The organism is Nocardioides speluncae, assembly GCF_003121585.1.
In the GTDB taxonomy this organism is placed as follows: domain Bacteria; phylum Actinomycetota; class Actinomycetes; order Propionibacteriales; family Nocardioidaceae; genus Nocardioides; species Nocardioides speluncae.
In genome coordinates, this window is the sequence record NZ_QEOO01000047.1 from 68107 (window position 1) to 93134 (window position 25028).

Annotated in this window: 28 protein-coding genes; 17 read left to right on the forward strand and 11 right to left on the reverse strand. The window is 69.1% G+C overall.

Going from position 1 to position 25028, the window contains the following annotated elements:
• Positions 1-3 precede the first annotated feature (3 nt).
• Entirely contained in the window at positions 4-594 is a 591-nt protein-coding gene (locus DDV73_RS24740) for a DUF3043 domain-containing protein (protein WP_109509949.1), read from the reverse strand.
• Positions 595-754: 160 nt separating this feature from the next.
• Here DDV73_RS24740 and DDV73_RS24745 point away from each other — a divergent pair, with 160 nt between their 5' ends.
• From DDV73_RS24745 to DDV73_RS24770, 6 genes are all read left to right on the forward strand, one after another.
• A complete protein-coding gene (locus DDV73_RS24745) occupies positions 755-1537 on the forward strand; it encodes a PspA/IM30 family protein (RefSeq protein WP_109509950.1) in 783 nt (260 codons plus the stop codon).
• Positions 1534-1812 carry a PspA-associated protein PspAA gene (gene pspAA / locus DDV73_RS24750; protein WP_109509951.1) on the forward strand — a complete coding sequence of 93 codons (279 nt, stop codon included), beginning with the start codon at positions 1534-1536 and terminating at the stop codon, positions 1810-1812. Before DDV73_RS24745 ends, pspAA begins: the two co-directional genes overlap by 4 nt.
• 15 nt (positions 1813-1827) lie before the next feature.
• Positions 1828-2742, forward strand: coding sequence for a zinc metalloprotease HtpX (gene htpX, locus DDV73_RS24755; protein ID WP_109509952.1), 915 nt, complete (start codon positions 1828-1830; stop codon positions 2740-2742).
• 5 nt (positions 2743-2747) lie between these two features.
• Positions 2748-3317 carry a PspA-associated protein PspAB gene (pspAB, locus tag DDV73_RS24760; RefSeq protein ID WP_109509953.1) on the forward strand — a complete coding sequence of 190 codons (570 nt, stop codon included), beginning with the start codon at positions 2748-2750 and terminating at the stop codon, positions 3315-3317.
• Positions 3318-3496: 179 nt separating this feature from the next.
• On the forward strand, positions 3497-3820 hold the full coding sequence (locus DDV73_RS24765; protein ID WP_240617463.1) for a hypothetical protein: 324 nt from the start codon (positions 3497-3499) through the stop codon (positions 3818-3820).
• Between the two features lie 13 nt (positions 3821-3833).
• Positions 3834-4883, forward strand: coding sequence for a MerR family transcriptional regulator (locus DDV73_RS24770; protein WP_109509954.1), 1050 nt, complete (start codon positions 3834-3836; stop codon positions 4881-4883).
• Between the two features lie 11 nt (positions 4884-4894).
• On the opposite strand, the gene DDV73_RS24775 is transcribed toward DDV73_RS24770, so the two are convergent.
• The gene (locus DDV73_RS24775) at positions 4895-6175 is read right to left on the reverse strand and encodes a cytochrome P450 (protein ID WP_109509955.1); all 1281 of its coding nucleotides are present in this window, start codon (positions 6173-6175) and stop codon (positions 4895-4897) included.
• A 134-nt stretch (positions 6176-6309) separates the two neighbouring features.
• On the opposite strand from DDV73_RS24775, the gene DDV73_RS24780 reads away from it, so the two are divergent.
• Both DDV73_RS24780 and DDV73_RS28135 read left to right on the forward strand, forming a co-directional pair.
• A complete protein-coding gene (locus DDV73_RS24780; protein ID WP_109509956.1) occupies positions 6310-6831 on the forward strand; it encodes a SigE family RNA polymerase sigma factor in 522 nt (173 codons plus the stop codon).
• Complete coding sequence (locus tag DDV73_RS28135; RefSeq protein ID WP_154402899.1) at positions 6828-7592, forward strand: hypothetical protein; 765 nt, start codon at positions 6828-6830, stop codon at positions 7590-7592. The genes DDV73_RS24780 and DDV73_RS28135 overlap by 4 nt, the downstream gene beginning before the upstream one ends.
• An 8-nt stretch (positions 7593-7600) precedes the next feature.
• On the opposite strand, the gene nadA is transcribed toward DDV73_RS28135, so the two are convergent.
• Positions 7601-8776, reverse strand: coding sequence for a quinolinate synthase NadA (nadA, locus tag DDV73_RS24795; RefSeq protein WP_109509958.1), 1176 nt, complete (start codon positions 8774-8776; stop codon positions 7601-7603).
• A gap of 301 nt (positions 8777-9077) precedes the next feature.
• Between nadA and DDV73_RS24800 the strand changes: the two genes are divergently transcribed.
• On the forward strand, positions 9078-9344 hold the full coding sequence (locus DDV73_RS24800) for a hypothetical protein (protein ID WP_154402900.1): 267 nt from the start codon (positions 9078-9080) through the stop codon (positions 9342-9344).
• Here DDV73_RS24800 and DDV73_RS24805 read toward each other — a convergent pair whose 3' ends face one another.
• A complete protein-coding gene (locus DDV73_RS24805; RefSeq protein WP_240617464.1) occupies positions 9345-10232 on the reverse strand; it encodes a GNAT family N-acetyltransferase in 888 nt (295 codons plus the stop codon).
• Positions 10233-10262: 30 nt separating this feature from the next.
• On the opposite strand from DDV73_RS24805, the gene DDV73_RS24810 reads away from it, so the two are divergent.
• Complete coding sequence (locus DDV73_RS24810) at positions 10263-11360, forward strand: glycerate kinase family protein (protein WP_109509960.1); 1098 nt, start codon at positions 10263-10265, stop codon at positions 11358-11360.
• 149 nt (positions 11361-11509) lie between these two features.
• Positions 11510-11935, forward strand: a complete 426-nt coding sequence (gene erpA / locus DDV73_RS24815; protein ID WP_240617465.1) for an iron-sulfur cluster insertion protein ErpA — start codon at positions 11510-11512, stop codon at positions 11933-11935.
• A gap of 125 nt (positions 11936-12060) precedes the next feature.
• On the opposite strand, the gene DDV73_RS28295 is transcribed toward erpA, so the two are convergent.
• Positions 12061-12276 carry a hypothetical protein gene (locus tag DDV73_RS28295; protein ID WP_161962528.1) on the reverse strand — a complete coding sequence of 72 codons (216 nt, stop codon included), beginning with the start codon at positions 12274-12276 and terminating at the stop codon, positions 12061-12063.
• Positions 12277-12363: 87 nt separating this feature from the next.
• On the opposite strand from DDV73_RS28295, the gene DDV73_RS24825 reads away from it, so the two are divergent.
• Positions 12364-13350: a carbohydrate kinase family protein gene (locus DDV73_RS24825; protein WP_109509963.1), complete on the forward strand. Its 987-nt coding sequence runs from the start codon at positions 12364-12366 to the stop codon at positions 13348-13350.
• A 10-nt stretch (positions 13351-13360) separates the two neighbouring features.
• Here DDV73_RS24825 and DDV73_RS24830 read toward each other — a convergent pair whose 3' ends face one another.
• Together DDV73_RS24830 and DDV73_RS24835 are read right to left on the reverse strand one after the other, a co-directional pair.
• A complete protein-coding gene (locus tag DDV73_RS24830) occupies positions 13361-13603 on the reverse strand; it encodes a sulfurtransferase TusA family protein (RefSeq protein WP_109509964.1) in 243 nt (80 codons plus the stop codon).
• Positions 13600-14736 carry a cysteine desulfurase family protein gene (locus DDV73_RS24835; RefSeq protein ID WP_109509965.1) on the reverse strand — a complete coding sequence of 379 codons (1137 nt, stop codon included), beginning with the start codon at positions 14734-14736 and terminating at the stop codon, positions 13600-13602. Before DDV73_RS24835 ends, DDV73_RS24830 begins: the two co-directional genes overlap by 4 nt.
• Positions 14737-14830: 94 nt before the next feature.
• On the opposite strand from DDV73_RS24835, the gene ctaC reads away from it, so the two are divergent.
• The 5 genes from ctaC (at position 14831) to DDV73_RS24860 (ending at position 20422) form a co-directional block, all read left to right on the forward strand.
• Positions 14831-15709 (forward strand): aa3-type cytochrome oxidase subunit II, encoded by an 879-nt coding sequence (gene ctaC, locus DDV73_RS24840; RefSeq protein ID WP_109509966.1) that lies wholly within the window; start codon positions 14831-14833, stop codon positions 15707-15709.
• The gene (gene ctaD / locus DDV73_RS24845; RefSeq protein ID WP_109509967.1) at positions 15706-17496 is read left to right on the forward strand and encodes an aa3-type cytochrome oxidase subunit I; all 1791 of its coding nucleotides are present in this window, start codon (positions 15706-15708) and stop codon (positions 17494-17496) included. Before ctaC ends, ctaD begins: the two co-directional genes overlap by 4 nt.
• Entirely contained in the window at positions 17496-17894 is a 399-nt protein-coding gene (locus DDV73_RS24850) for a cytochrome c oxidase subunit 4 (protein ID WP_109509968.1), read from the forward strand. The genes ctaD and DDV73_RS24850 overlap by 1 nt, the downstream gene beginning before the upstream one ends.
• Positions 17895-18002: 108 nt before the next feature.
• Positions 18003-19244, forward strand: a complete 1242-nt coding sequence (locus DDV73_RS24855) for a L,D-transpeptidase (RefSeq protein WP_109509969.1) — start codon at positions 18003-18005, stop codon at positions 19242-19244.
• Between the two features lie 482 nt (positions 19245-19726).
• Positions 19727-20422 (forward strand): hypothetical protein, encoded by a 696-nt coding sequence (locus DDV73_RS24860; RefSeq protein WP_154402901.1) that lies wholly within the window; start codon positions 19727-19729, stop codon positions 20420-20422.
• Positions 20423-20608: 186 nt separating this feature from the next.
• On the opposite strand, the gene qcrB is transcribed toward DDV73_RS24860, so the two are convergent.
• Genes qcrB through ctaE form a run of 4 tightly spaced genes read right to left on the reverse strand, consistent with a single transcriptional unit; the run spans position 20609 to position 25025 of the window.
• Positions 20609-22357: a cytochrome bc1 complex cytochrome b subunit gene (gene qcrB, locus DDV73_RS24865; protein WP_109509971.1), complete on the reverse strand. Its 1749-nt coding sequence runs from the start codon at positions 22355-22357 to the stop codon at positions 20609-20611.
• A 2-nt stretch (positions 22358-22359) separates the two neighbouring features.
• Positions 22360-23415, reverse strand: a complete 1056-nt coding sequence (gene qcrA, locus DDV73_RS24870) for a cytochrome bc1 complex Rieske iron-sulfur subunit (protein ID WP_109509972.1) — start codon at positions 23413-23415, stop codon at positions 22360-22362.
• The gene (gene qcrC, locus DDV73_RS24875; RefSeq protein ID WP_109509973.1) at positions 23412-24299 is read right to left on the reverse strand and encodes a cytochrome bc1 complex diheme cytochrome c subunit; all 888 of its coding nucleotides are present in this window, start codon (positions 24297-24299) and stop codon (positions 23412-23414) included. Before qcrC ends, qcrA begins: the two co-directional genes overlap by 4 nt.
• Positions 24300-24320: 21 nt before the next feature.
• On the reverse strand, positions 24321-25025 hold the full coding sequence (ctaE, locus tag DDV73_RS24880; protein WP_476703548.1) for an aa3-type cytochrome oxidase subunit III: 705 nt from the start codon (positions 25023-25025) through the stop codon (positions 24321-24323).
• Positions 25026-25028 lie beyond the last annotated feature (3 nt).

Here is a 25028-nt window from a genome sequence, read left to right on the forward strand (position 1 = left end):
CGGTCAGCTGTAGTTCTCGGGGAGCTCCTGGCCGAACTTGACCTGTGCCTTCGGAAGCCGCATGAACTTCATCTGCAGCGCCCGCGAGATCGCGTAGAAGGTGGTGCCCCGCATCGACTCGTCGGGGAACCGCCGGCCCAGCTCGCGGCGCAGCCGGAACCGCATGATCACCAGGTCGACGACCACCAGCAGCAGGATCGTGGGCAGCAGCACGTTGCTCCAGCGCACCGCGCTGGCGTTGCCGGAGTAGCCGAGGATCATGATCACGATCAGCAGCGGCAGCATCAGCTCCACGAACGACATCCGCACGTCCACGAAGTCGCGCACGAAGCGCCGGACCGGGCCCTTGTCGCGGGCCGGCAGGTAGCGCTCGTCGCCGGTCTTCATCGCCTGCCGGATCTTCTGGCTGGACTCGGTGCGGGTGGCCCGCTGTCGGCGTGCCAGCTCCTTGCGGTCACGCGGCACTCGGGCCCGCTCGCGGGCGGCTGCCTCGGCCTCGCGGCGGGTGGGGGTGGGCCGGCCCTTGCCGCCCTCCTTGATGAGCGAGGTGGACTCGGTCTCGGCCGGGGTCTCCGGCTTGGTACGACGGAACAACGGGCTGCCTTCTTCGTCGGTGGATCGGGCCCGGGCGGGCCCAGCCAGCCTACCCGTGGCCGCGACCTGCGCCGTATCCGAAGGTCCACTCGCCCAAGGCTTGGTTTTGGTCATAGTGTGAGAACGACGAGACCACACCAGGGAAGGGGCCGCACGTCCCATGAGCCTCATGAAGCGCATCAGCCTGATCTTCCGGTCCAAGGCCAACAAGGCCCTCGACCGTGCGGAGGACCCCCGCGAGACCCTCGACTACAGCTACCAGCGGCAGCTCGAGCTGCTGTCGAAGGTACGCCGCGGCGTGGCCGATGTCGCCACCAGCCGCAAGCGGGTCGAGCTGCAGGTCAACCAGCTCGAGGCGCAGGGTGCCAAGCTGCAGGACCAGGCGCAGAAGGCGATCACGATGGGTCGCGAGGACCTCGCGCGCGAGGCCCTCACCCGCAAGTCCGGCCTGAACAACCAGATCACCGACCTCAAGGCCCAGCACGCCCAGCTCCAGGGCGAGGAGGAGAAGCTCACCCTCGCGCAGCAGCGGCTGCAGGCGAAGGTCGAGGCCTTCCGGACCCGCAAGGAGACGATCAAGGCGACGTACACCGCGGCCGAGGCGCAGACCCGCATCAACGAGGCGATGTCCGGCATCGGCGAGGAGATGGGCGACGTCGGCATGGCCATCCAGCGGGCCGAGGACAAGACCGCGCAGCTGCAGGCCCGTGCCGGCGCCATCGACGAGCTGATCGCCTCCGGCGCGCTCGACGACGTCACCCAGACCGGTGCGGGCGACGACATCGCCCGCGAGCTGGAGTCGATGAGCTCGCAGGCCGACGTCGAGGCCGAGCTGGCCCGCCTGAAGGGCGGCGCTCCGGCTCCCGAGGCGATCGAGTCAGCGCCCCAGGGCGACATCTTGAAGGCCGACGGGCAGAAGGCGGCCGAAGGAGGCCAATCATGATCGTCCGGATCCTGGGCGAGGGACAGTACGACGTCTCCGACGAGGCGCTGGGCCGGCTCAACGAGCTGGACGCCGTGGTCGAGTCGGCCGTCGACGGCAACGACGAGGCGGCCTTCGAGGCCGCGCTCGCCGCGCTGCTCGACGGCGTCCGCACGATCGGGGTGCACCACGCCGACGACTCGCTCGACGAGTCCGACCTGATCCTGCCGCCGGCCGACGCGAGCATCGACGAGGTCCGGCAGATGCTCAACGACGACGGGCTGATCCCCGGCTGACGCCGGGCAGAATCGGTGGCTAGATCTCGGTTCATCAAGGACACCGGGCTGACCGCTCGGATGACCCTGGTGATGTTCCTCCTGGGTGCGCTCTTCGTCGGCCTGGTGACGACGCTGATGTTCGCCTTCCCGAAGTACGCGTGGATCATCGGACTGATCGGCATCGGCATCGCGTTCTACCAGTGGTGGACCTCCGACAAGGTGGCGATGCGCGCGATGCGGGCGCGCGAGGTGACCCCGGAGGAGGCGCCCGAGCTGCACGGCATGATCGACCGTCTCTGCGCGATGGCGGACATGCCCAAGCCGCGGGTCGGCGTGGCCGATCTCGATATCCCCAACGCGTTCGCGACCGGCCGCTCGCCCAACCGGGCAGCGGTCTGCGTGACCACCGGGATCCTGCAGAAGCTGGACGCCGAGGAGCTGGAGGGCGTGCTCGCCCACGAGCTGTCCCATGTCGCGCACCGCGACGTACTCGTGATGACGATCGCCTCGTCCGCCGGCATCGTCGCCTCGATGCTCACCCGCAGCGCCCAGTACGGCGGCGTCCACCTCAGCCGCGGCAACAACCGCGACAACGGTGGTGCTCCGGCGTATCTCGTCGCGCTGCTGGTCAGCCTGATCGTGTACGCCGTGAGCTTCCTGCTGCTGCGGCTGCTGTCGCGCTACCGCGAGCTGTGCGCCGACCGATCGGGCGCCTATCTGACGATGAAGCCGGCCGCGCTCGGCTCCGCGCTGCAGAAGATCACTGGCGAGATGGCCGCGATCCCGCAGAAGGACCTGCGCGCCTCAAGCTCGATGAACGCCTTCTTCATCGCGCCGGCGATCAGCGGCGCCACCTTCAAGACGCTGACCTCCACCCACCCGTCCCTCGAACAGCGGCTGGAGCAGCTGGCCCGGATCCAGGCCGAGCTCGGCCGGCCGACGGGCTAGCCGCGATGGGGTTCTGGGACGCGGTCACCGGCCGCACCAAGCAGAAGCCGGCCAACCTGGACTCGCTGTTCCTGGTGCCGAGTGCGGCGCTGACGCTGCAGACCGCGGCCGGCTTCACGCCGACCGGCACCGGCTCGGTTTGCTACCGCGCGGCGGCCGGGGCGGCGTTCACCGAGACCCAGGACGGCTTCGTCGAGCTGCTCGACAGCGACGAGGGCGCGAAGGTCGAGAAGGTGGAGGACAGCTTCGGCTTCACCTGGCTGGTCGCCAGGCATGACCCCAGCGACACCGCCGGCCTCTGCACCGACCTGCACGCGGTCAACACCGCGCTGGAGGAGCAGGGCTTCGGCTCCGGCCTGCTGTGCACCCTGGTCGCCTTCGCGGACGCCTCCGGCCGCAAGGTCGGGCTGGTTTACCTCTACAAGCAGGGCACCTTCTACCCGTTCGCGCCCGCAGGTGAGGACAAGCGCGACAACCTGCTGGAGATCGAGGTCCGGGACCACCTCGCCGCCGAGCTGCCGATGGAGAAGGAGCTCTCCCGCTGGCTCGCGGTGTGGGGAGCCCCGGGTCTCTAACGGCCGGTGGTGATCCAGCTGTGTTACCAAAGACCGGACAGGCCAGTCCGATCTTTGAGAACACGCCTGTATCACCAACCGCCGAACCCTCCCCGGGACGCCAGCGCATCCGCTGCCGGTAGCGTCGGATCCCGTGATCGTATGGCTCAACGGCACCTGCCCCCCCGTGGCGGCCGCTCGTGGTTGAGACCGCCCGCCGCGTGCTCGACTACACCGGCGGCACGTTGGTCATGCCGATGACCGTGCTGGTGGAGCAGTACTGGCGCGAGATCAGCGCGGGCCTCGCCCACCACGGCATTCCGGAGCGGCACTTCGTCCTTCACGCTGACCACGAGACTCTGCGCGAGCGCACCGAGGCCGATACGGTGCTCGGCCCTTCCCCGTTCCGTCTCCGCTACCTCGAGCCGTACGCAGAGGCAGCGCGTACCTCGTGCGCCGGCTTGACCTTCACCCAAGGGCAGGCCGCAGCGTCGGTGTCGTCGGCGCGACCAGCGTGCCGATGACGAGGGGAGTGTCATGGACCTGATCCTGATCGGCGACTTCGCCCGGGCCAGCGGGCTGACGCCCAAGGCCCTGAGGTTGTACGACGAGATGGGTCTGCTGGCGCCCGCCGAGGTGGACCCGGTCTCCGGCTACCGGTGGTACGCCGCCGATCAGCTCGACCGGGCGCGGCTCGTGGCCCGGCTCAGGCTGGTCGGGATGCCGCTGGCGCGGATCCGGGTGGTCGCCGAGCTGCCGCCTGCAGCCGCGGCGGCCGAGCTCCGGTCGTACTGGCGTCAGGTCGAGGCCGACACAGCCACAGCGCGCGACGCGATGGCCTCCCTCGTGAGTGAGATCTCACCGAAGGAGCACGACATGCACACCGTTCACATCACCGCCAGCGATACCGCCAGCCATGCGGCACGAAGCGGAATCGGCGGCCGAGACGCTCAGCTGGACGCCGTACTCGACGGGCCGGAGGTGTTCGCGGTCGCCGACGGGTTCGGCGAACGCACCGGGGTTGCGGCCGCCGCGGTGGCCGCACTCGGTGCTCCGCGCACCATCGACGAGCTCGACGAGGCGGTACGCCGCGCCGCGGATGCCGCCGTCGCCGTGGCGACCGCCGGCGGCAGCACCGCGCCCGAGTCCGGATGCACGCTCACCGCGGTCGCGCTGGACGGCGACCAGCTGTTCCTCGCCCACATCGGTGACTCTCGCGCCTACCTCGTCCGCGAGGGACGGCTGGAGCGGCTGACCCGCGACCACTCGGTCGTCCAGACCCTGATCGACGAGGGCAGGCTGACGCCGGACGAGGCCAGGCTCGACGAGCGACGGGTGCAGATCAACCGGGCGCTGGCGGCCGACGCCCCGCCGGACGCGGACCTCGCGGTCCGGGTGACCCAGCCCGGCGACCGGATCGTGCTCACCACCGACGGTGTGCACCGCGAGGTCGACCCGGCCGACCTGGCCGCCATCCTGGTCGCACCGGGTACGCCGGCCAACGTCGCCGACGCCGTGGCGGATGCGGTCGCTGAGGCCGGCGCGCCCGACAACTGGTCGGTCGTGGTAGTCGACCTCGACGGCTGAGTGGGACCGGCTCAGCCGGGGATCGCGGTCAGCGAGGCCGCGCCGCGCACCGACACCGACCTGCGCATCGTCGGCTCGCCGACCAGCTTCAGGTTCGGCATCCGGGTGGCGAGGGTGCGCAGCGCGGTCGCGGCTTCCAGCCGGGCGAGCGCCGCACCCAGGCAGTAGTGGATGCCGCCGGAGAAGGCGAGGTGGTCGGGGACGGTCTTGTCGGCGTACCGGTCGATGACGAACTCGCCGGGCCGGTCGTACACCTGGGGGTCGCGGTTGGCGCCGCCGATCAGCGTGATCACCCACGTTCCTCGGGGTACGGCGCGGCCGGCGAGCTCGTCGTCCTCCAGCGCCACCCGGATCGATCGCTGGACCGGCGGGTCGAAGCGCAGCGTCTCCTCGACCGCCAGCGGCGCCAGCCCGGGGTCGTCGACCAGCCGGTCCCAGGCGCCGGGGGTGCGCTGCAGGGCGAGGACCGCGTTGGTGATCAAGTTGACGGTCGTCTCGAAGCCGGCGACCAGCAGCAGCTCGCACATCGCGACCAGCTCCTTGGCAGTCAGCCGCCCGCCGTCGCGCGCGGCGACCAGCGTGCTGACCAGGTCCTCGCGCGGCTCGCGGGTGCGCAGCTCGTACAGCCGGTCGAAGATCACCTCCAGCCGGCGCGCGGCCAGCGCCAGCCGGACCGCGTGTACCGGCGACCGGATCCCGTCCAGCGCGGAGGCGAGCCACTGCCCGGACCGCTCGAAGGAGGCAGCGTCCTCCGGCGGCACGCCCAGCAGGTCGGCGATCACCGTGATCGGCATCGGCGCGGAGAACTCGTGCACCAGGTCGAACGTCTCGCGCCCGGCCAGGTCGTCGAGGAGCGAGCCGACCCGCTCCTCGATGGTCTTCTCGTAGGACCGCATCAGCTTGGGGGTGAACCCGGGTGCGGCGAGCTTGCGGAGCCGGGTGTGCTCGGGTGCGTTGACGCCGAGCATCGACCGGTCGATGGTCCCGGTGTCGTAGAGCTGGCCGTGCACGATCCCGGTCTCGGGGTCCTTGACGCCGTACTTCCGGCTGCGCAGCACCTCGCGACACAGCTCGTAGTCAGCGGTGACCAGGAATCCCGCGGTGGTCTCGGCCACGCGGCCCAGTGACCGGTACTCCTCGTGGATCGGATAGGGGTCGCGGCGGCCCGCCGCGGTGGCGAAGCGGGTGATCGGCTGCCGCAGCAGCCGGCCCTGCGTCATGAAGATCTGAGATCTCACCATCGAGACGCCGAAGCTCAGCGCCTCGCCGACGGTCTGCGGTCCCTGCCTCATGCCTACCGACGGTACGGCGCGGGGCGCGGCCGCCGCATCCTCCCGCGGGTGGAACCGACCGGCCGGATATCGACTCTTGACCAGTAGGAGCCCGTAAGAGCCAGTAGGGCACAGCCGGACGGAAGGATGGATGTATGGGGAGCAGGGCACCAACCTGGGAGGCGACCTACTGCGAGTTCTTCGTCTCGCGCGAGCGGCCGTTCATGCGTACGGCGTACGCCATCCTCGGCAGCTGGGCGCAAGCGGAGGACGAGACCCAGCAGACCTTCAGCACGCTGTACGTCTACTGGCCCCGGATCCGCGACGGCGGGCACGACGCCTACGCCAGGCGGGTCCTGGTCAACCGCTGCCTGAGCAACCTGCGGAAGCGGCGCCACGAGACGCTGACCGACGAGGTTCCGGACCAGCCGGTCACCGAGGTCACCGACCTTGCCGACAGCCTCGACCTGCGCCGCGCCATGCAGGCGTTGAAGCCACGCGACCGGGTGCTGATCACCCTCCGCTACCTCGACGACCTGCCCGTGGCGGCCGTCGCCGAGATCCTGCGCGTGCCCGAGGGCACCGTGAAGAGCCAGACCTCGCGAGCCGTCGCCCGCCTCCGGCGCGACCTGGGCCACGAGCTGGGCCAACCTGCTGACCTGAAGGAGAAGTCATGACATTCGACACCGAGCTGAGCGGCCGGCTGCGGGAGCTGACCGACGACGTCGAGGGCGGGCCCAGTCTCGCCAGCGCGATCCAGACAGGCCGAGCCCGCCGGCGTACCCGCAGGCTGGCGTGGGCCGGCGGTGCTGCGGCCGCCGTACTCGGCCTGACCGGCACCGGAGTCGCCGTCCTCGGCCAGGGCGGCGGCGAGGGCGGCGGCGAGGGCGAGGTCGCGGTCGCCAGTGACCCGCCGGCGGACGGCGGCGGCTTCGTGCCCACCAGCGGCGTGGACGAGCTGATCCAGGGGGTGGTGGCCCGGTACGTCAACTACCAGCCGCGCGACATCTACCCGAGCGACTGGACCAGGAAGACACCGCTACCCGACGACCAGGCCCAGAATGCCACCGACTGGCAGGCCTACTACGACCTGCCGGACGCCCAGGAGCTGGCCGTGGTCCTCGGGCTCCCGGTGCCCTACGAGGATCCTTGGACAGGCTGCCAGGCCGGGGACACCACCTGCACCGAAGGCACGTTCCCCGACGGCCGGACCTGGACCAGGACCAGGTTCGAGTCCGGCGAGGAGCATTACCGAATGGTCACCGTCGGGGACGACAAGCGGCGGGTCAACGTGTGGATCACCATCCCCACTGCGTCGACCGGGAATCCGGTGATCTCGGACGCGCAACTCCTTGAGATCGCCTCGGACGCCGAGCTGACCTTCCCGAATCCGGAGGTGACCCCGCCGCCGACCCCGCCTCCCGGGGTCGAGCCGTGAGTGTCGCGTCAGTCCCTGTGTGACTTGCCGGGCAGGTCCAGCATCCGCTGCAGCGCGACCTTGGCCCAGTGCTCGGTGTCTGGGTCGACCTCGATCACGTTGACCAGCTTGCCGGCGGCAAGCGACTCCATCGCCCACACGAAGTGGGGCAGGTCGATCCGGTTCATCGTCGAGCAGTAGCAGACGGTCTTGTCGAGGAAGGAGATGTTCTTGTCGGGGTGCTGGCCGGCCAGCCGCTTGACCAGGTTGAGCTCGGTGCCGATCGCCCAGCTGGAGCCGGCCGGCGCCGCCTCGATGGTCTTGATGATGAACTCGGTGGAGCCGACCAGGTCCGCCTTGAGCACCACTTCGTGCTTGCACTCGGGGTGGACCAGGATGTTGACGCCCGGGATCTTCTCGCGCAGCTCGTCGACCACGTCCTCGCTGAACCGGCCGTGCACCGAGCAGTGGCCCTTCCAGAGGATCATCTTGGCCCGCTTGAGCTCCTCGGCGGTCAGGCCGCCGTTGGGCTTGAGCGGGTTCCAGACCACGCAGTCGTCGAGCGTGTAGCCCATCTTCAGCACCGCGGTGTTGCGGCCGAGGTGCTGGTCGGGCAGGAACAGCACCTTGCTGTCAGGGCCCTTCTGCTGGAACGCCCACTCCAGCGCGACGTCGGCGTTGCTCGACGTACACACCGCGCCGTCGTGCTTGCCGCAGAACGCCTTGATGTCGGCCGAGGAGTTCATGTACGTGACGGGTACGACGACGTCGGCGATGCCGGCGTCGACCATCGCGTCCCAGGCGTCCTCGACCTGCGCGAGCCGGGCCATGTCGGCCATCGAGCAGCCGGCCGCGAGGTCGGGCAGGACCACCTTCTGCTCGGGCGCGGTCAGGATGTCGGCCGACTCGGCCATGAAGTGGACGCCGCAGAAGACGATGTACTCCGCCTCCGGGCGGCCGGCCGCGTCCCGGGCGAGCTTGAACGAGTCTCCGGTGACGTCGGCGAACTGGATCACCTCGTCGCGCTGGTAGTGGTGCCCGAGCACGAACACCTTCTCGCCGAGCGCCTCCTTGGCCGCCTTCGCGCGGGCCACCAGGTCAGGGTCGGACGCGGGCGGCAGGTCGCCCGGGCACTCCACGCCCCGTTCGGAACCGAGGTCCTTGCCGAGACCAAGGGGGAGCAGGGGTAGGTCGACTGTCGTCATGCACACCATCCTAGTTTGTGGTCATCGCGACAACAAAGTTAACTCAGCGGTTTGCGGATTTGTTCCATGGGGCAGATACCCGCCCGTGAGCGATGGGATGAGCAGCTGGGAGTCGATTGAGTACGGGCCATTCCGCACCGATGACGGCGTGGCACGCCTCCGGGTGTATCCGACCGGTCTACGCATCGCTCCGCGACCGGCATCCGGCAGCGATTGGAGCGGGCTTCGGCGTACCTTTTTGGGTGGACCGCCACTGTTCTTGGTTCTCGGACTCCTGTACGACAATGCCATCTTCGGGCTCATGGGTTTGGTTGGCATTGTTCTGCTGCTCCTGTGGATGGTCGTGACCCTGGTGAAGCCGCTGGTGGCCAAGGGCCGGGACCGGCAGCCGGCGCCCTGGACGATCCCAGTGGAGGAGATCCGGGCCGTCGGCGCGGTCACCGGGACCATCTTGCCGTCGTTCGCGGTCACCTTGGCGCACGGCACCCTGACCGTCCGTTCGCCGGTCTGGCGGGCGGGTGACCTGCGCAAACTGCAGCTGGCTGCGCGGGCCGCGGTCGGCCGATGATCAGAGCAGCGCGCCGTGATGGATGTACGGCGCGGGCGGCTTCATGTTGCGCAGGGCGAGGTAGCCGGACTGATGCAGCTCCAGGCGCGCGGCCAGTCCGACGTCGACCGCCCACTCGTTGACCGCGGTCAGGTGCGGGACGGTGACCTTGCCATCCGGCGGTGAGGAGGCCAGAGACTCCCAGAGCAGGTCGGCGGCGGTACGCCGGTTGGTCGCGGCCAGCAGCAGCGGGGAGCCGTTCTCGGCCACGTAGGCGTAGCCGGAGCCGGTCGTCCGGTCGGCGACGACGAGCCGGGCGGCGTTCTCGAGCAGGAACTCGTGGTCCGGCCCGTGCGCGGCGCCGCGGGTCTGCCGGTCGACCGAGTTCATCAGGTCCACGTCGGCCGCGTTGCCGTCGCGGACCCGGTCGACCACCGGCAGCGTGCTCCGGTCGACGACGCCGCGGAGGAACATCTGCGGATGCAGGCTGAAGCCGGCCAGCCGGTAGCGGCGTACCGCTTTCGGGTCCGACGACGCCGAGAGCATCCCACGCAGGCAGCCCTGGCCGTGCTGCAGCGCCGCCGCGAGCAGCTGGGCGCCGATGCCCTGGCCCTGCAGCCCGGGGCGGACGGCGTACGTCGCCAGGATCCACATCAGCTCGCGGTTGAACGACGCCGCGGCGCCGACCAGCTCGCCGTCTTGCTCGGCCACCCAGCAGCCGCCCGGGTCGGTGGCCAGGAAGTGCCGAGTGCGGGCCATCCAGACCTTGCTGTGCGCGGCCGTGCGCCGCTCCGGGTCCGGCCAGTCGCGCTGGACGGTACGCAGGTCGAGTTCGTAGAAGCCCTCGTCGGTGAGCTGCTCGACGGCGGCAACGTCCTGGTCATGCATGGGGCGGATGGCGACGGTCACTGGCTCAGCCTAGGGAGGCAGGATGGGGGCGTGCGCGTCCTCATTGCTCCCGACAAGTTCGCCGGCACGCTGTCCGCGGTCGAGGCGGCCGACGCGATCGCCGAGGGCTGGCGGCGGCGGGCACCCGCCGATGAGCTGGACCTGGCGCCGATGGCCGACGGCGGCCCGGGCTTCGTCGACGTCCTGTACGCCGCGCTGGGCGGCGACCTGCTCGCGGTCACGGTCAGCGGTCCGTACGGCGAGCCGACGCCGGCCAGCCTGCTGGTTGCCGACGGCACGGCGTACGTCGAGAGCGCGCAGGCCTGCGGGCTGCACCTGACCGAGCCCGCGGACCGGGACGCCGAGCGGGCCACGACGTACGGCGTCGGCGAGCTGCTGCGCGCCGCCGTCGACGCCGGCGCCCGGCGGGTCGTGGTCGGACTCGGCGGCAGCGGCACCAACGACGCGGGCGCGGGGCTGCTCGCCGCCCTCGGTGCCGAGCCGGCCGACCTTCTCCGCGGCGGGCCGCGGGCGATGGCCGAGCTGCACTCGGTGCAGCTGGACGGCGTCGGGCTGGGTAGCGAGCGGGGCGAGGTCGAGCTGGTCGCCGCCTCGGACGTTGCCAACCCGCTAACTGGGCTGTTCGGCGCGACCAAGACCTATGGTCCGCAGAAGGGCATTCCGGAGGAGCGGCTGCCGGCCGTGGACGGCATTCTCGACGACTTCGCAGCCCTCACCGAACGACGCCTGGCGCTGGAGAAGGGCGCCGGCGCGGCGGGTGGACTCGGCTTCGCGCTGTTCCTGCTCGGTGGCAGCCGGGAGTCCGGCATCGGCCTGGTTGCCCGCGCGGTCGGCCTCGCCGACCGGGCCCGGCAGGCGGACCTGGTGGTCACGGGGGAGGGCTCGTTCGACTTCTCCTCCCGTTCCGGGAAGGTCCCGTACGGCGTCGCCGAGATCGCGACCGAGGCGGTGCGGCCGTGCATCGCGCTCGCGGGTCAGGTGCTGGTCGGGTCCCGCGAGATGCGCGCGCTCGGCGTGGAGTCGGCGTACTCGCTGGTGGATGCGGCCGGGAAGGAGCGCGCCTTCGCCGACCCGCGCGGCGCCCTCGCCGATCTCGCGGAGCGAGTGGCGCGGACCTGGTCACGCTGAGCGCGATCTCTGAGCGGTGCGGGCTGCCGCCGGCTTGCTCACGTGACGACGATCGCTCCGCGATCGTCCTCACGTTCAGGAATAACCCAGCGTGTGCGACCATTGATGAGAGTTGTAGACGACCACAACACCCCCTTTGGAGTGAGCAGATGAGCGACAGTTGCTGCGGCGGCGGTGCAGCCGGACACAGCCACGGTGCCCCGGCGGGGACCAAGGTTGCGGAGCCGGTGACCACCGAAGAGCGCCGTACCGACCAGATCAACCTGAGCTCGGTGGCCGCCGCCAAGGTGAAGAGCCTCCTCGACCAGGAAGGTCGCGACGACCTCGCGCTGCGGATCTCGGTCCAGCCGGGCGGCTGCTCCGGACTGCGGTACCAGCTGTTCTTCGACGAGCGCAGCCTCGACGGTGACGTGGTCACCGACTTCGACGGCGTCGCCGTCGTGGTCGACCGGATGAGCGTGCCCTACCTCAACGGTGCGCAGATCGACTTCGTCGACAGCATCGAGAAGCAGGGCTTCACCATCGACAACCCCAACGCCACCGGCTCCTGCGCCTGCGGCGACTCGTTCCACTAGGCCCGTATCAAACGCCGAGTGGCACATAGATCGCGGAGCGATCTACATGCCACTCGGGCCTCCGGTGGCGGCGCCAACTCTCAGGAGTTGGCGCCGCTCGGCGTTTTCGGCTGTCCGGACGAGCTCTAGTTGAGGTGGAGGTGGAGCGCGCCGGCCAGCCGGGCGGCCGAGTCGGTCACTGCGATCTCGTGTCGAGGAGCCGGTACCGCCGAAGGCGGGGTGCCGAGCAGCGGGGCGTGCTGAGGGAGGTTCGCGCCCGCTGCCTGGCAGTCGCCGTACAGCTCGTGCGGGCTCGCCAGCTCGTCGTACGCGAGTCGCGAGGGAGGTGCCGAATCGGCCATGTCTTCGACGGTAAGGCTTACTCTCCAGTACGGAAATCGGAACCCGTCGGTAGGTTGTCGGGCAGGAGCGCAAGTAGTGTTCGCGCCATGTCACTGCTGATCACCGGTTCGATCGCGACCGACCATCTGATGTCCTTCGCCGGCAAGTTCTCCGACTCGCTGGTGGTCGACCAGCTGGCCAAGCTGTCGGTCTCGTTCCTGGTCGACGAGCTCGACGTACGCCGCGGCGGCTGCGCCGCGAACATCGCCTTCGGGCTCGGCAACCTCGGCATCCGCCCGATCCTGGTAGGCGCGGTCGGGGAGGACTTCGTCGACTACCGGTCGTGGCTGGAGCGGCACAACGTTGACTGCGACTCGGTGCACGTCTCCCAGACCCGGCACACCGCGCGCTTCGTGTGCACCAACGACTCCACCCACGCCCAGATCGCCTCGTTCTACGCCGGCGCGATGAGCGAGGCCCGCGAGATCGAGCTCAAGCCGATCGCCGACCGCGTCGGGGCGCCCGAGTACGTCCTGATCGGCCCGAACGACCCCGAGGGCATGCTCCGGCACACCGACGAGTGCCGCACCCGCGGCTACCGATTCGTCGCCGACCCGTCCCAGCAGCTCGCCTTCGGCGACGGCGACCTGATCCGGCCGCTGATCGACGGCGCGGACATCCTGTTCTCCAACGAGTACGAGGCCTCGCTAATCACCCAGAAGACCGGCTGGACCCCCGAGGACGTCCTCGACCGGGTCGGCACCTGGGTGATCACGCTCGGCGCCCAGGGCGTGCGCATCGAGCGCAAGGGGGAGGAGCCGCTGGTGGTGGCCGCCGTACCTGAGATCGAGGCGGTCGAGCCGACCGGCGTCGGCGACGCCTTCCGGGCCGGCTTCCTGGCCGCACTGTCGTGGGACCTCGGCCTGGAGCGGGCCGCCCAGCTCGGCTGCCTGCTCGCGGTGTACGTCGTGGAGCAGGTCGGCACCCAGGAGTACACCCTCACCCGCAGTGGCTTCCTCAAGCGCCTGGAGGACACCTACGGCCCCGAGGCCGTCAAGGACATCGAGCCGCGCCTGACCACGATCCGCCCGTAGGCGGTTCGCTTCAGACCAGCCGCCGCACCAGATAGCGGGGGACGCCGTCGCCGGCGGCGTCCTCGCCGCCGTACTCCTGGCCGCGCATCCGGCACCACGCCGGGACGTCGGCCCGCGCCGCCACATCGTCGGACACCACCGCGAGCAGCTCTCCGACCGCGACGCCCTCGATGTGACGGGCCAGCTCGATGATCGGCAGCGGGCAGCGCTTGCCACGGCAGTCCAGCTCGAACGCCGGCTCCGGGTCGGTCACAGTCCGGCCTCCGCCCGGATCGCGCGTACGACGTCGGGTAGCGCGGCGAGGAAGGCATCGACCTGAGCCTCGGCGGTGTCACGGGTCAGTGAGACCCGCACGTTGCCGTGGGTGAGCACGCCCATCGCCTCCAGCACGTGGCTCGGGGCCAGCGTCGACGCGGTGCAGGCCGACCCGCTGGCCACGCCGAAGCCGCGCCGGTCTAGCCCGTGCACCAGGGCCTCGCCGTCGACGTACAGGCAGGAGAAGGTGACCAGGTGGGGGAGCCGCTCGTCGGGGTCGCCGACGATCTCGACGTCGGGCACGCTCGCGGCGACGGTCTTGCGGACCTTCGCGATCAGCGCGGCCTCCCGGACGCTGCGCTCCTCCTGCTCGGCGACGACCGCCTGCAGGGCGGCCGCGGCGGCGAGCGCGGAGGGGACGTTCTCGAAGCCCGCTGCCCGCTCGTCGACCCGGTCGTCGGCGGGGAACGGATTGCGCCACCGGGCGCCCTTGCGCACCAGGAGTACGCCGACTCCCGCCGGGCCGCCCCACTTGTGCGCGGACGCGGCGGCCACCGCCCACCCGTCGGGGAGCGGCAGCCGCCCGGCGGAGGCGCACGCGTCCATGAATACCGGGACGTCACCGGCGGCCGCGGCGATCTCGGCGACCGGCTGGACGGTGCCCACCTCGTGGTTCGCCGACTGCACTGCGAGGGCGGCGACGTCGGGAGTGAGGGCGGCGCGGACGGTGTCGGCCGTCAGCCGGCCGTGCCGGTCGACCGGCAGCGATGCAGCCTCGCCGGTGCGCCACGCGGCGGCGTGCAGCACTGAGGAGTGCTCGACCGCCGAGTGCAGCAGCCGCGAGCCGGAGCGGGCACGGCCCGCGAGCAGCCCGAGCAGCCCGCGATGGACCGCGTCGGTCCCGGACCCGACGAAGCTGACCTCGTCGGCGCGGACGCCGAGCGCCTGCGCGGTGACCTCGCGCGCGTTGTCGAGCAGCAGCCGCGCGGACCGGGCCGGACCGTGCAGGCGCCGCGGGTCGGCGTACCCCTGGTCGAGCGCGGCGAGCAGCACCGCGCGCGCGGCCGGATGCAGCGGCTCGGACGATGCCGAGTCGAGGTACGTTGGGGCGCCGCTGGAGGCGTCAGTCACACCATGAATCTATCTGGCGACCCTCCACCTTTCCCGGGGGTCACTTCCAGTAGTGTTCGGCTGTATCCGTGATCGTTGAGAGAGAGGCTCGTTCGTGGGTCTGCAACTCCCCAAGCGTGCGTCGGGGGTCGCCAGAAGAATCGCTGTCGGCACGACGCTGGGCTTCGGCCTCCTGATCCTCGGTGGCTGCTCGGCCGACCAGCGGGGCGAGTGGAAGCGCGGCGCAATGCCCGAGCCCGCCACCAAGGAGGGCCCTGACATCCTCGCCCTGTGGCAGTGGGGCTGGGTGGCCGCGCTGGTGACCGGTGTCATCACCTGGGGCCTGATCTTCTGGGTCATCTGGCGCTACCGGCGCCGCAGCGACGACGAGATCCCGGTGCAGACGCGCTACAACCTGCCGCTCGAGATCTTCTACACGATCGCCCCGATCATGATGGTGATCGTCTTCTTCTACTGGACGGTCACCGTCCAGAACCGGGTGCTCGACGACTCCGATACGCCCGACCACGTGGTCAAGGTGGTCGGGCAGCAGTGGTCGTGGACCTTCAACTACGAGAACGCGGACGCCGTCGAGTCGGCGTACGTCTTCACGTCGGGTACCGCCGGGCAGATCCCCACGCTGTATCTGCCGGTGAACGAGACCGTCAAGTTCGAGCTCAGCTCGCCCGACATGATCCACTCGTTCTGGGTGCCTGGCTTCCTGATGAAGATGGACGTCGTCCCCGGCCGCGACAACAAGTTCCAGCTCACGCCGGACCGGATCGGCACCTTCAAGGGCAAGTGCACCGAGCTGTGCGGCGCCTACCACTCGCGGATGCTGTTCAACGTCGAGGTCGTGTCCAGGGCCGACTTCGATGAGCACCTGCAGCAGCTCGAGGAGCGCGGTTTCACCTCGGAGGAGCCGGTGCTCGGCGGCGAGAACGCGCGGGTCCAGGACGGCATCGAGGCCGAGAGCAATGGAGAACACGAGTGACCGCCACGGCAGCCAGCGCGACGACCGCCTTCCCTGAGCACAAGAGGACGCTCGGTCAGAACGTCGTCCGCATCCTCACCACGACCGACCACAAGCTGATCGGCAAGCTCTACCTGATCACCTCGTTCGCCTGGTTCCTCGCAGGCGGCCTGATGGCCCTGATCATCCGCTCCGAGCTGGCCTTCCCCGGCTCACAGGTGGTCAACGAAGAGCTCTACAACCAGCTGTTCACGATGCACGGCACGATCATGCTGCTGCTGTTCGCGACGCCGCTGTTCTTCGGCTTCGGCAACGTGATCATGCCGCTGCAGATCGGCTCGCCCGACGTCGCGTTCCCGCGACTCAACATGTTCAGCTACTGGCTGTTCCTGTTCGGCGGCCTCATCGTCGGTGCCGGCTTCCTGACCCCGGGCGGCGCCGCGGACTTCGGCTGGTTCGCCTACACGCCGCTCTCGACCAAGATCGGCTCGCCTGGCGTCGGCGGTGACCTGTGGATCATGGGTCTGTGGATGGCCGGTCTCGGCACCATCCTCGGCGCGGTCAACTTCATCACCACGATCATCTGCATGCGCGCGCCCGGCATGACCATGTTCCGGATGCCGATCTTCGTGTGGAACACGATGGTCACCTCGCTGCTGGTGCTGATCGCGTTCCCGATCCTCGCCGGCGCGCTGCTCTCGCTGGAGGCCGACCGGCTGCTCGGCGCCCATATCTTCGACGCCTCCCACGGTGGCGCGATCCTGTGGCAGCACCTGTTCTGGTTCTTCGGCCATCCGGAGGTCTACATCATCGCGCTGCCGTTCTTCGGCATCGTGACCGAGATCCTGCCGGTGTTCAGCCGCAAGCCGATCTTCGGGTACGTCGGCCTGGTCGGCGCGACCCTCGGCATCGCGATCCTGTCGGTCGCGGTGTGGGCGCACCACATGTTCGTGACCGGCGCGGTCGACCTGCCGTTCTTCTCCGGCATGACGTTCCTGATCGCCGTACCCACAGGTGTGAAGTTCTTCAACTGGATCGGCACGATGTGGGGCGGGTCTGTGTCCTTCGACACCCCGATGCTGTGGACGCTCGGCTTCCTCACGACGTTCCTGTTCGGCGGCCTGACCGGCATCATCCTGGCCAGCCCGCCGCTGGACTTCCACGTGTCCGACTCCTACTTCGTGGTGGCGCACTTCCACTACGTCGTGTTCGGCACCGTGGTGTTCGCGATGTTCGCCGGCTTCTACTTCTGGTGGCCGAAGATGACCGGCCGGATGCTCGACGAGCGGCTCGGCAAGGTCCACTTCTGGCTGCTGTTCTTCGGGTTCCACATCACCTTCCTGGTCCAGCACTGGCTGGGCGTCGAAGGAATGCCGCGCCGGTACGCCGACTATCTGCCCGAGGACGGCTTCACCGTGCTCAACCAGATCTCGACGGTGGGCGCCTTCCTGCTCGGCATTTCCACGCTGCCGTTCTTCTACAACGTGTGGATCTCCCGCAAGGCGCCGCTGGTCGAGACCGACGACCCGTGGGGCTGGGGCCGCTCGCTGGAGTGGGCGACCTCATGCCCGCCGCCGCGGCATAACTTCCACTCGATCCCGCGGATCCGCTCGGAGTCGCCGGCGTTCGACCTGCACCACCCGGAGATCGCCGCGATGGAGCTTGCCCAGAACGACGCCGAGCGCGAGGGCCGGCTGGCCGACACTCCGAATGTCGAGGGGCGAGGCGACCTCCTCGAGAAGCGGATCACCAAGACCGAGACCGAGCAGTCCGAGACCGAGACTGACCAGACGGAGGATGACGCCTGATGAAGGCCGAGACCTGGATCTTCGTGATCACCACGGCGTTCTTCGCCCTGGTGACCCCGGCGTACTGGTTCATCACCCATGACTGGACCGGCACCTCCGCGCTGGTGATGTCGACGCTGCTGGTGCTGATGGTGTCGATCTACCTCGGCTTCCACGCGGCTCGGATGGACCCGCGCCCGGAGGACCGCAAGGACGGCGAGATCGCCGAAGGAGCCGGCGAGCTGGGCTTCTTCCCGCCGTACTCCTGGTGGCCGCTGTGGTGCGCCTCGACGCTCGCCGTGTGCGTTCTGGGCGTGGCGCTGGGCCAGTGGTGGATGTTCGTGGTCGGCACCGGGCTCGGCGTGATCGCGCTCAGCGGCTGGGTGTTCGAGTACTACCGCGGCGAGCACGCCCACTGAGGCGTGGCCGTCCTCACGTGACGGGTCGCACGCCCGTAACGGTGTGAGTCGCTGGGTCCGACCAGTTACGCTGGCGGCGCCAGCCAAACTCTCTATCGGGGGATCGTCATGACTGTACGCCGCGCACGCGTGTTCGGCGCGCCGGCTCGTAAGCGTCCTGTCGCCGCGGCCCTGGCCGTCGCCGTACTCGCAGGCATTGCGCTGGCCGGGTGCTCCGACTCGTCGGGCGACGGCTCCGACTCGTCGACGTCGGCGGCGGGCGAGGACGGCTCCGAGGAGCGTCCGGCGGCCGAGCCGGTGACCATCTCGACGAACCTCAAGAGTCGTCAGGGAGTCCCGGTCGACCGGCTGCTCGAGGTCACCGCCGACAACGGTGAGCTGACCAAGGTCAAGGTGGCCTCGGCCGAGGGCGCGCTGCCCGGCAAGGTGGCCGAGGACGGCGCCAGCTGGACCGCGACCGAGCGGTTCGAGCCCGGTCAGCAGTACACGATCACCACCGTTGCCACCGACGCCGACGGCAAGAGCCAGCGCGCGACGCAGCGGTTCACCACCGCCGATCTGACCCTCGACCAGCAGACCTACCCGTCCGTCGCGCCGCTCCAGGGCGAGACCGTCGGTGTCGGGATGCCGGTGGTCATCAGCTTCGACATCCCGATCACCGACCAGGCCTCGATCGAGAAGCACCTCAAGGTCACCAGCTCGCCCGCGCAGCAGGGCTCCTGGCACTGGGTGAGCGACCAGGAGGTGCACTGGCGGCCGAAGGTCTACTGGAAGGCCGGCTCCAAGGTCACCGTCGACGCTGACATCAACAGCGTCCCGGCCGGCGGGGGAGTGTTCGGCCAGGAGGACCGTCACATCACCTTCGACATCGGCGACGCCGTGATCAGCAAGGTCAACGCACAGACCCACCAGATGCAGACCTTCGTCAACGGCAAGCTGATGAAGACCACGCCGATCACCACCGGCAAGCCCGGCTTCACCACCCGCTCCGGCGTCAAGGTGATCATGGAGAAGTACCGCACCAAGCGGATGAACTCCGAGACCGTCGGCATCTCGCGCGACGACCCGGAGGCCTACGACATCAACGACGTCGAGTACGCCATGCGGGTCACCTCCAGCGGCGAGTTCCTGCACGCCGCCCCGTGGTCGGTCGGCTCCCAGGGCTCCGCCAACGTCAGCCACGGCTGCACCGGCATGAGCACCGAGAACGCCGCCTGGATCTACAACCTCAGCAAGCGCGGCGACGTCGTCGAGTACACCGGCACCGACCGCCCCATGGATCTCACCAACGGCTACGGCGACTGGAACGCCTCCTGGGCCGACTACCAAGCCGGCTCCGCCCTCCGCTAACCCCCCCCGCCCACCCGCCCCGTCTCGACGTACCAGCACGCCGACCCGGCCCGTCTTGACGTGGGAGCGCGCTGACCCGGCCCGTGTTGACGTGGGAGCGCGCTGACCCGGCCCGCTTTGGCGCAGATGCCTGTGGATAACGCCGGTCATCCACAGATCGCGGATTTGCACTGGGGCCCTGCGGGCAGTCGGGCAACCGTAGGTGTATGACACCTTCCGAAGCGAAGCCGTGGCTCGACGAGTCGAGCCCGGTCCCAGTGGATCGTCCATTCAGCCGCATCGAGGCGCGCGCACGCGGCGTACCTGACCGGCAGCTCGCGGTCTGGCTCGCAGCAGGTCTCTTGATGTCGCCGCTGCGAGGTGTCTACTACGCCACGCAGTTGGGCGACACTCTTGACGTCCGCATCTCGTGTCTCCGGTTGGTTGCGCCCGAGGATGCAGTCATCACCGACAGGACAGCCGGTTGGCTTCATGGGGCACCGATGATTCTGGCCCCCGGGGATCACCTCTCGACGCCGTCGGTGTCGATGTTCCTGAGGCCCGGCAACCGGCTCAAGAACGGCTGGGCCAAGAGCGGTGAGCGAACGTTCTTGGAGTCGGACCTGATGGAGGTCGATGGCCTGGTGGTCACGACGCCGCTGCGGACCGCGTGCGACCTTGGCCGGCTCCTCCACCGTGATCAGGCCTTCGCCGCGATGGACGCGATGGCGAGGACCGGTGCTTTCACCGTCGACCAGCTCGTTGCGGAGGTGCCCCGTTTCAAAGGCTTCCGCGGGGTCCGCAAGCTACGAACCCTGTCGCCGTTGGTGGATCCGCGGGCAGGGTCACCGGAGGAGAGCATCCTTCGGCTCCGATGGCTCGACTGCGAGACATTGCCGCGTCCCGAGCTACAGATCGAGCTCGCAGGTCCGGACGGACCACTCTTCCTCGATCTTGGTATCGCGGAGCTTCGCTACGCGGCGGAGTACGACGGCGTCGTGTGGCACGGTCCCGACCAGCAGGAGCACGACGACGATCGGCGCGACTGGATTCGCCGGGAGCACGGCTTCGATATCGACGTCTTCACCGCGATCGACATCCACGGCCGACACCAGAACGCGTGGGGACGCCTTCAGGCCGGCATCGCTCGTGCACGGCGTCGAGCTGGGGCGGCGGTCTGGTCAACACGGGCCGGGTGAGCGTCTCCAGGCGTGAAGACGGGCCGGGTCGGCGTGCGTGGACGTGAAGGCGGGCCGGGTCAGCATCAGGCCGAGCTTGCGAGGGCTGATGTCGACCCGGAGCTCCGCCGGCAGCGTGTCTGGACGTGAAGACCGGCCGGGTCGACGCGCTTAGGCGTCGACACCGGCCGGGTCACGGACTGCTGATTAGTGGCGAAGGGACTCTTCTTCAACGGTGTGGCGGCCGTCGAACTGGTGGCCGTCGGCAGGTTGGTCCATGCCGGCTTCGATCTCGTGGGCGTGCTCCTCCTCGGCGTGGTGGTGGCCCTCGTCGAGCTCCTCACGCGTCGGCTTCTGCACGTTGTCGGCGAACAGGGCCTTGGAGAGCCGGTGCCGGATGCCGTCGAGGCGGCTGCCGGGCGCCTCGACGCCGTTGGCGTCGACGGGCTCCGAGCCGTCGAGGACGACGTCGCGGTCGCGCGCGGTCATGGTGAAGGCACGCGACTCGCTGATCGGCAGGTGCCGCTCGGTGTAGCCGCCCTCGGGGGAGCGCATGATCACGCCGGTCTCGTAGCCATGCAGCAGCGTCTCGTTGTCGTGACGCTGCAGCGAGATGCACCAGCGCTTGACGAAGATGAACACGATCACGGGTACGGCGAACACCGCGACCCGCATGAAGTAGGTGATGCCCTCCATGCTCAGGCCCAGCTGCACGGCCAGGATGTCGTTGCCGCCGGCGGCCCAGAGCAGGCCGTAGACCGACATCATCGCGACGAAGAACGCGGTCCGGGTCGGCGCGTTGCGCGGCCGCTGGAGCAGGTGGTGCTCACGCTTGTCACCGGTCACCCACGCCTCCAGGAAGGGCCACGCCAGCACCATCGTCAGCAGCACCATCGGCGCGATCTGACCAGGCAGCATGACGTTCCAGGAGATCGTCTTGCCGAAGATATGGGTCTCCCACCCAGGCATGATCCGGAGTAAGCCCTCGGCGATGCCCATGTACCAGTCGGGCTGGGAGCCAGCGGTCACCTTCGACGGGTCGTAGGGGCCGTACTTCCACACCGGGTTGATCGACAGCAGGCCACCCATCAGGGCGGTGATGCCGAAGACGATGAAGAAGAAGCCGCCGGCCTTCGCGGCGTACACCGGCATCATCGGGTAGCCGACGACGTTCTCCTCGGTGCGGCCGGGGCCGGGCCACTGCGTGTGCTTGTGGTATACGAGCAGCAGCATGTGGGCGGCGATCAGCGCCAGGATCAGGCCCGGGATCAGCAGGATGTGAACCATGTAGAGGCGCGGGATGATCTCGTCGCCCGGGAACTCCCCGCCGAACATGTAGAACGACATGTAGGTGCCGACCACCGGTGTCGCCTTGACCAGTCCGTCCGCGATTCGCAGGCCGGTGCCGGAGAGCAGGTCGTCGGGGAGCGAGTAGCCGGCGAAGCCCTCGACGATGCCGAGCAGGATCAGCAGGCCGCCGATCACCCAGTTGAGCTCGCGCGGCTTGCGGAACGCGCCGGTGAGGAACACCCGCATCATGTGCACGAGCATCGCGGCGATGAACAGCATCGCGGACCAGTGGTGCATCTGGCGCAGCAGCAGGCCGCCGCGGACGTCGAAGGAGATGTCCAGCGTGGAGGCGTAGGCCTGCGACATCTCGACGCCGCGGAGCTCGTCGTACGAGCCTTGGTACTCGACCTCGGCCATGCTCGGCTGGAACCAGAACGTCAGGAAGACGCCGGTCAGCAGGAGTACGACGAAGCTCCAGAGCGCGATCTCGCCCAGCATGAACGACCAGTGGTCGGGGAAGACCTTGCGGATCTGCTTCTTCGCGGCAGTCGCCAGGCCCAGGCGGTCGTCGGCCCATTCGGCCGCCGCGGCGCCTCGGTTCGGCTTGTTGGCCTTGGCGGCCTTGGTGCCGTGGCTGCGCCCCAGCGGGTTCGGCAGCACACCCATGACTAACCACGCTCCCAGAAACTCGGTCCGACTGGCTGGTCGAAGTCGTCCTGTGCGACCAGGTAGCCCTCGTCATCCACCATCAAAGGTAACTGAGGAAGTGCGCGCGCGGCAGGACCGAAGATCACCCGGCCGTTGTCGGCGAGGTCGAAGGTCGACTGGTGACACGGGCAGAGCAGGTGGTGGCTCTTGCGCTCGTTCAGCGAGATCGGGCAGCCGACGTGCGTGCAGATCTTGGAGTAGCAGATGATTCCGTCCACGCTCCAGTTCTCACGGCCCTTCGCGGCGGTGATCTCGTGGGGCTCCATCCGGACCAGGATCACCGCGGCCTTCGACTTGGCGACCTGGAGCTCCACGCCGTGGAGCTCGTGCTCGCCCTCCTCGTTGACCGCGAAGACGATCTCCGGCTCGGCGTTCACCAGGTCGCCGATCTCGAGGTCGGAGACCTTGATCGGGGTGCCGACCACGTCGCGGGTCACGCGCATGCCGGGCTTCCACACGGTGTGGTAGAGCTTGCGGCCCGGCAGTGGACCGAGGTCGCCGAGGCCGATGATGAACGGCAGCCCGACCAGGCCGAGGGCCCCGAGAAGCGTGTTGCGGACCAGCGGGCGACGGCCGATGCCGGACTCCTCGATGCCGGTCAGCAGCTCGTTGACGGCGTACTCGCGGTCCTCATCGGACGAGCGGGCGGGGTGCCGCATCTCGACGATCTCGTGGTCGCCCATCAGCTTGCGGGCCCAGTGGATGACGCCGATGCCGATCGCCAGCAGGGCAGTCCCGAGCGCGAGACCGAGGGCGAGGGTGGAGGCGCCAAGGCCGCCGAAGGTGTCCGGGTTGTCGCCGACGTCGATAGTGAGGTAGGCGACCACGAAGGCGACCGAGGCGGCCATCGAGATCAGGAACAGCGTCGCCACCTGGCGCTCTGCGCGCTTCTCGGCCTTCGGGTCTACGTCGGTCGGGCGCCATTTGTGCTCGGGCAGCCCGGGATTGGCGATCGGCTCTTCGGCAGCCTTCTCGAGACTCGTCTCGCCGTCGCGGAGTTCGATCTCGGAGCTCACTGGTCTGCCTCTCCGCCGGCCGCCTGCGGCTTCTTATCCGTACGAGTGGTGTGGGACGCGATCCAGAACGCGAACGCGACGCAGCCGCCGATGCCGACCAGCCACGCGTACATGCCCTCCGACACCGGCCCGATGCCTCCCATGCCGAAGCCGCCGTAGTCCGGGTTCTCCTCGATTGCCTCGAGGTAGGCGATGACCGCCTTCTTGTCCTCCGGCGCGATGTTGCCGTTGGAGAAGTTGTCCATCTCGCCGGGGCCGGTGAGCATCGCTTCGTAGATGTGCTTGGAGGAGGTCTTCTGCAAGGAAGGCGCCACCTTGCCGCGCGGCATCGCGCCGCCGGAGCCCTCGAAGTTGTGGCAGGCGCTGCAGTTGGTCAGGAAGATCTGCCCGCCACGGACCGCGAGCTCCTCGCGCTCCTCCTCCGAGAGCCCCTCGGTGGAGTAGAGGGCCTCGGACGGGATGTCGGGGCCGGCGCCCAGCGACTGGACGTACGCCGCCAGCGCGGCGGTCTCCTCGTCGTTGAAGGTGACGTCCTTCGGCGTGGTCTGGTGGCCCGGCTGGACCAGCGGCATCCGGCCGGTGCCGACCTGGAAGTCGACCGCTGCGCCGCCGACGCCGATCAGCGACGGGCCGAGCTGGTTGCCGTTCCTGGTGGTGATGCCCTCGCCGTTCTGGCCGTGGCAGAACGAGCAGCTGGTGAGGAAGAGCTTGCGGCCTTCGGCGATCTGCTCGGCGTCGGTGCCGGTCTTCTCGGCACTGGCGGGCGAGAACGCGGCGTACAGGCCGCCGGTGAGCAGTAGGCCGAACAGCAGTACGACGAGGCCCGCGAGCGGGCCGCGGCGGTGCCGCGAAAGCCGGCCGGCGGAGCGGTTCAGGAGACGCACAGATTCAGTCCTTGGTCCGGGCTACTTGATGAGGTAGATGGTGGCGAACAGGGCGATCCACACCACATCGACGAAGTGCCAGTAGTAGGAGACGACGATCGCGCTCACGGCCTGCTCGTGGGTGAACTTGCGGGCCAGGAACGTTCGGCCCAGCACGAACAGGAAGGCGATCAGGCCGCCGGTGACGTGCAGGCCGTGGAAGCCGGTGGTGAGGTAGAAGACCGAGCCGTACGCCGACGACTGGATCGTGACCCCCTCGTGGACCAGCTCGGCGTACTCCAGCGCCTGGCCGCCGATGAAGACCGCGCCCATGATGTAGGTCAGCACGAACCACTCGCGCAGGCCCCAGCCCTTGATGTTGAACACCGAGCCGGTGCGGCCGACCTGGCCGCGCTCCGCGGCGAACACGCCCAGCTGGCAGGTCAGCGAGGAGAGCACCAGGATCGTGGTGTTGACCGAGGAGAACGGGATGTTGAGCTTCTCGGTCTCCTGCGCCCACAGGGGTGAGCTGACCGCCCGGATCGTGAAGTAGCACGCGAACAGCGCGGCAAAGAACATCAGCTCGCTAGCGAGCCAGATGATCGTGCCCACGCTGACCATGCTCGGCCGGTCATGGTGCCCGTGCAGACGGGAGGCAGGAATAGCTGCGGTTGCTGTCGCCACGGACCTCATTATGTCGGTAGCGCAGACCAGGGCTACCACCCAGGGTCGGAGATTCGCCGTCATATT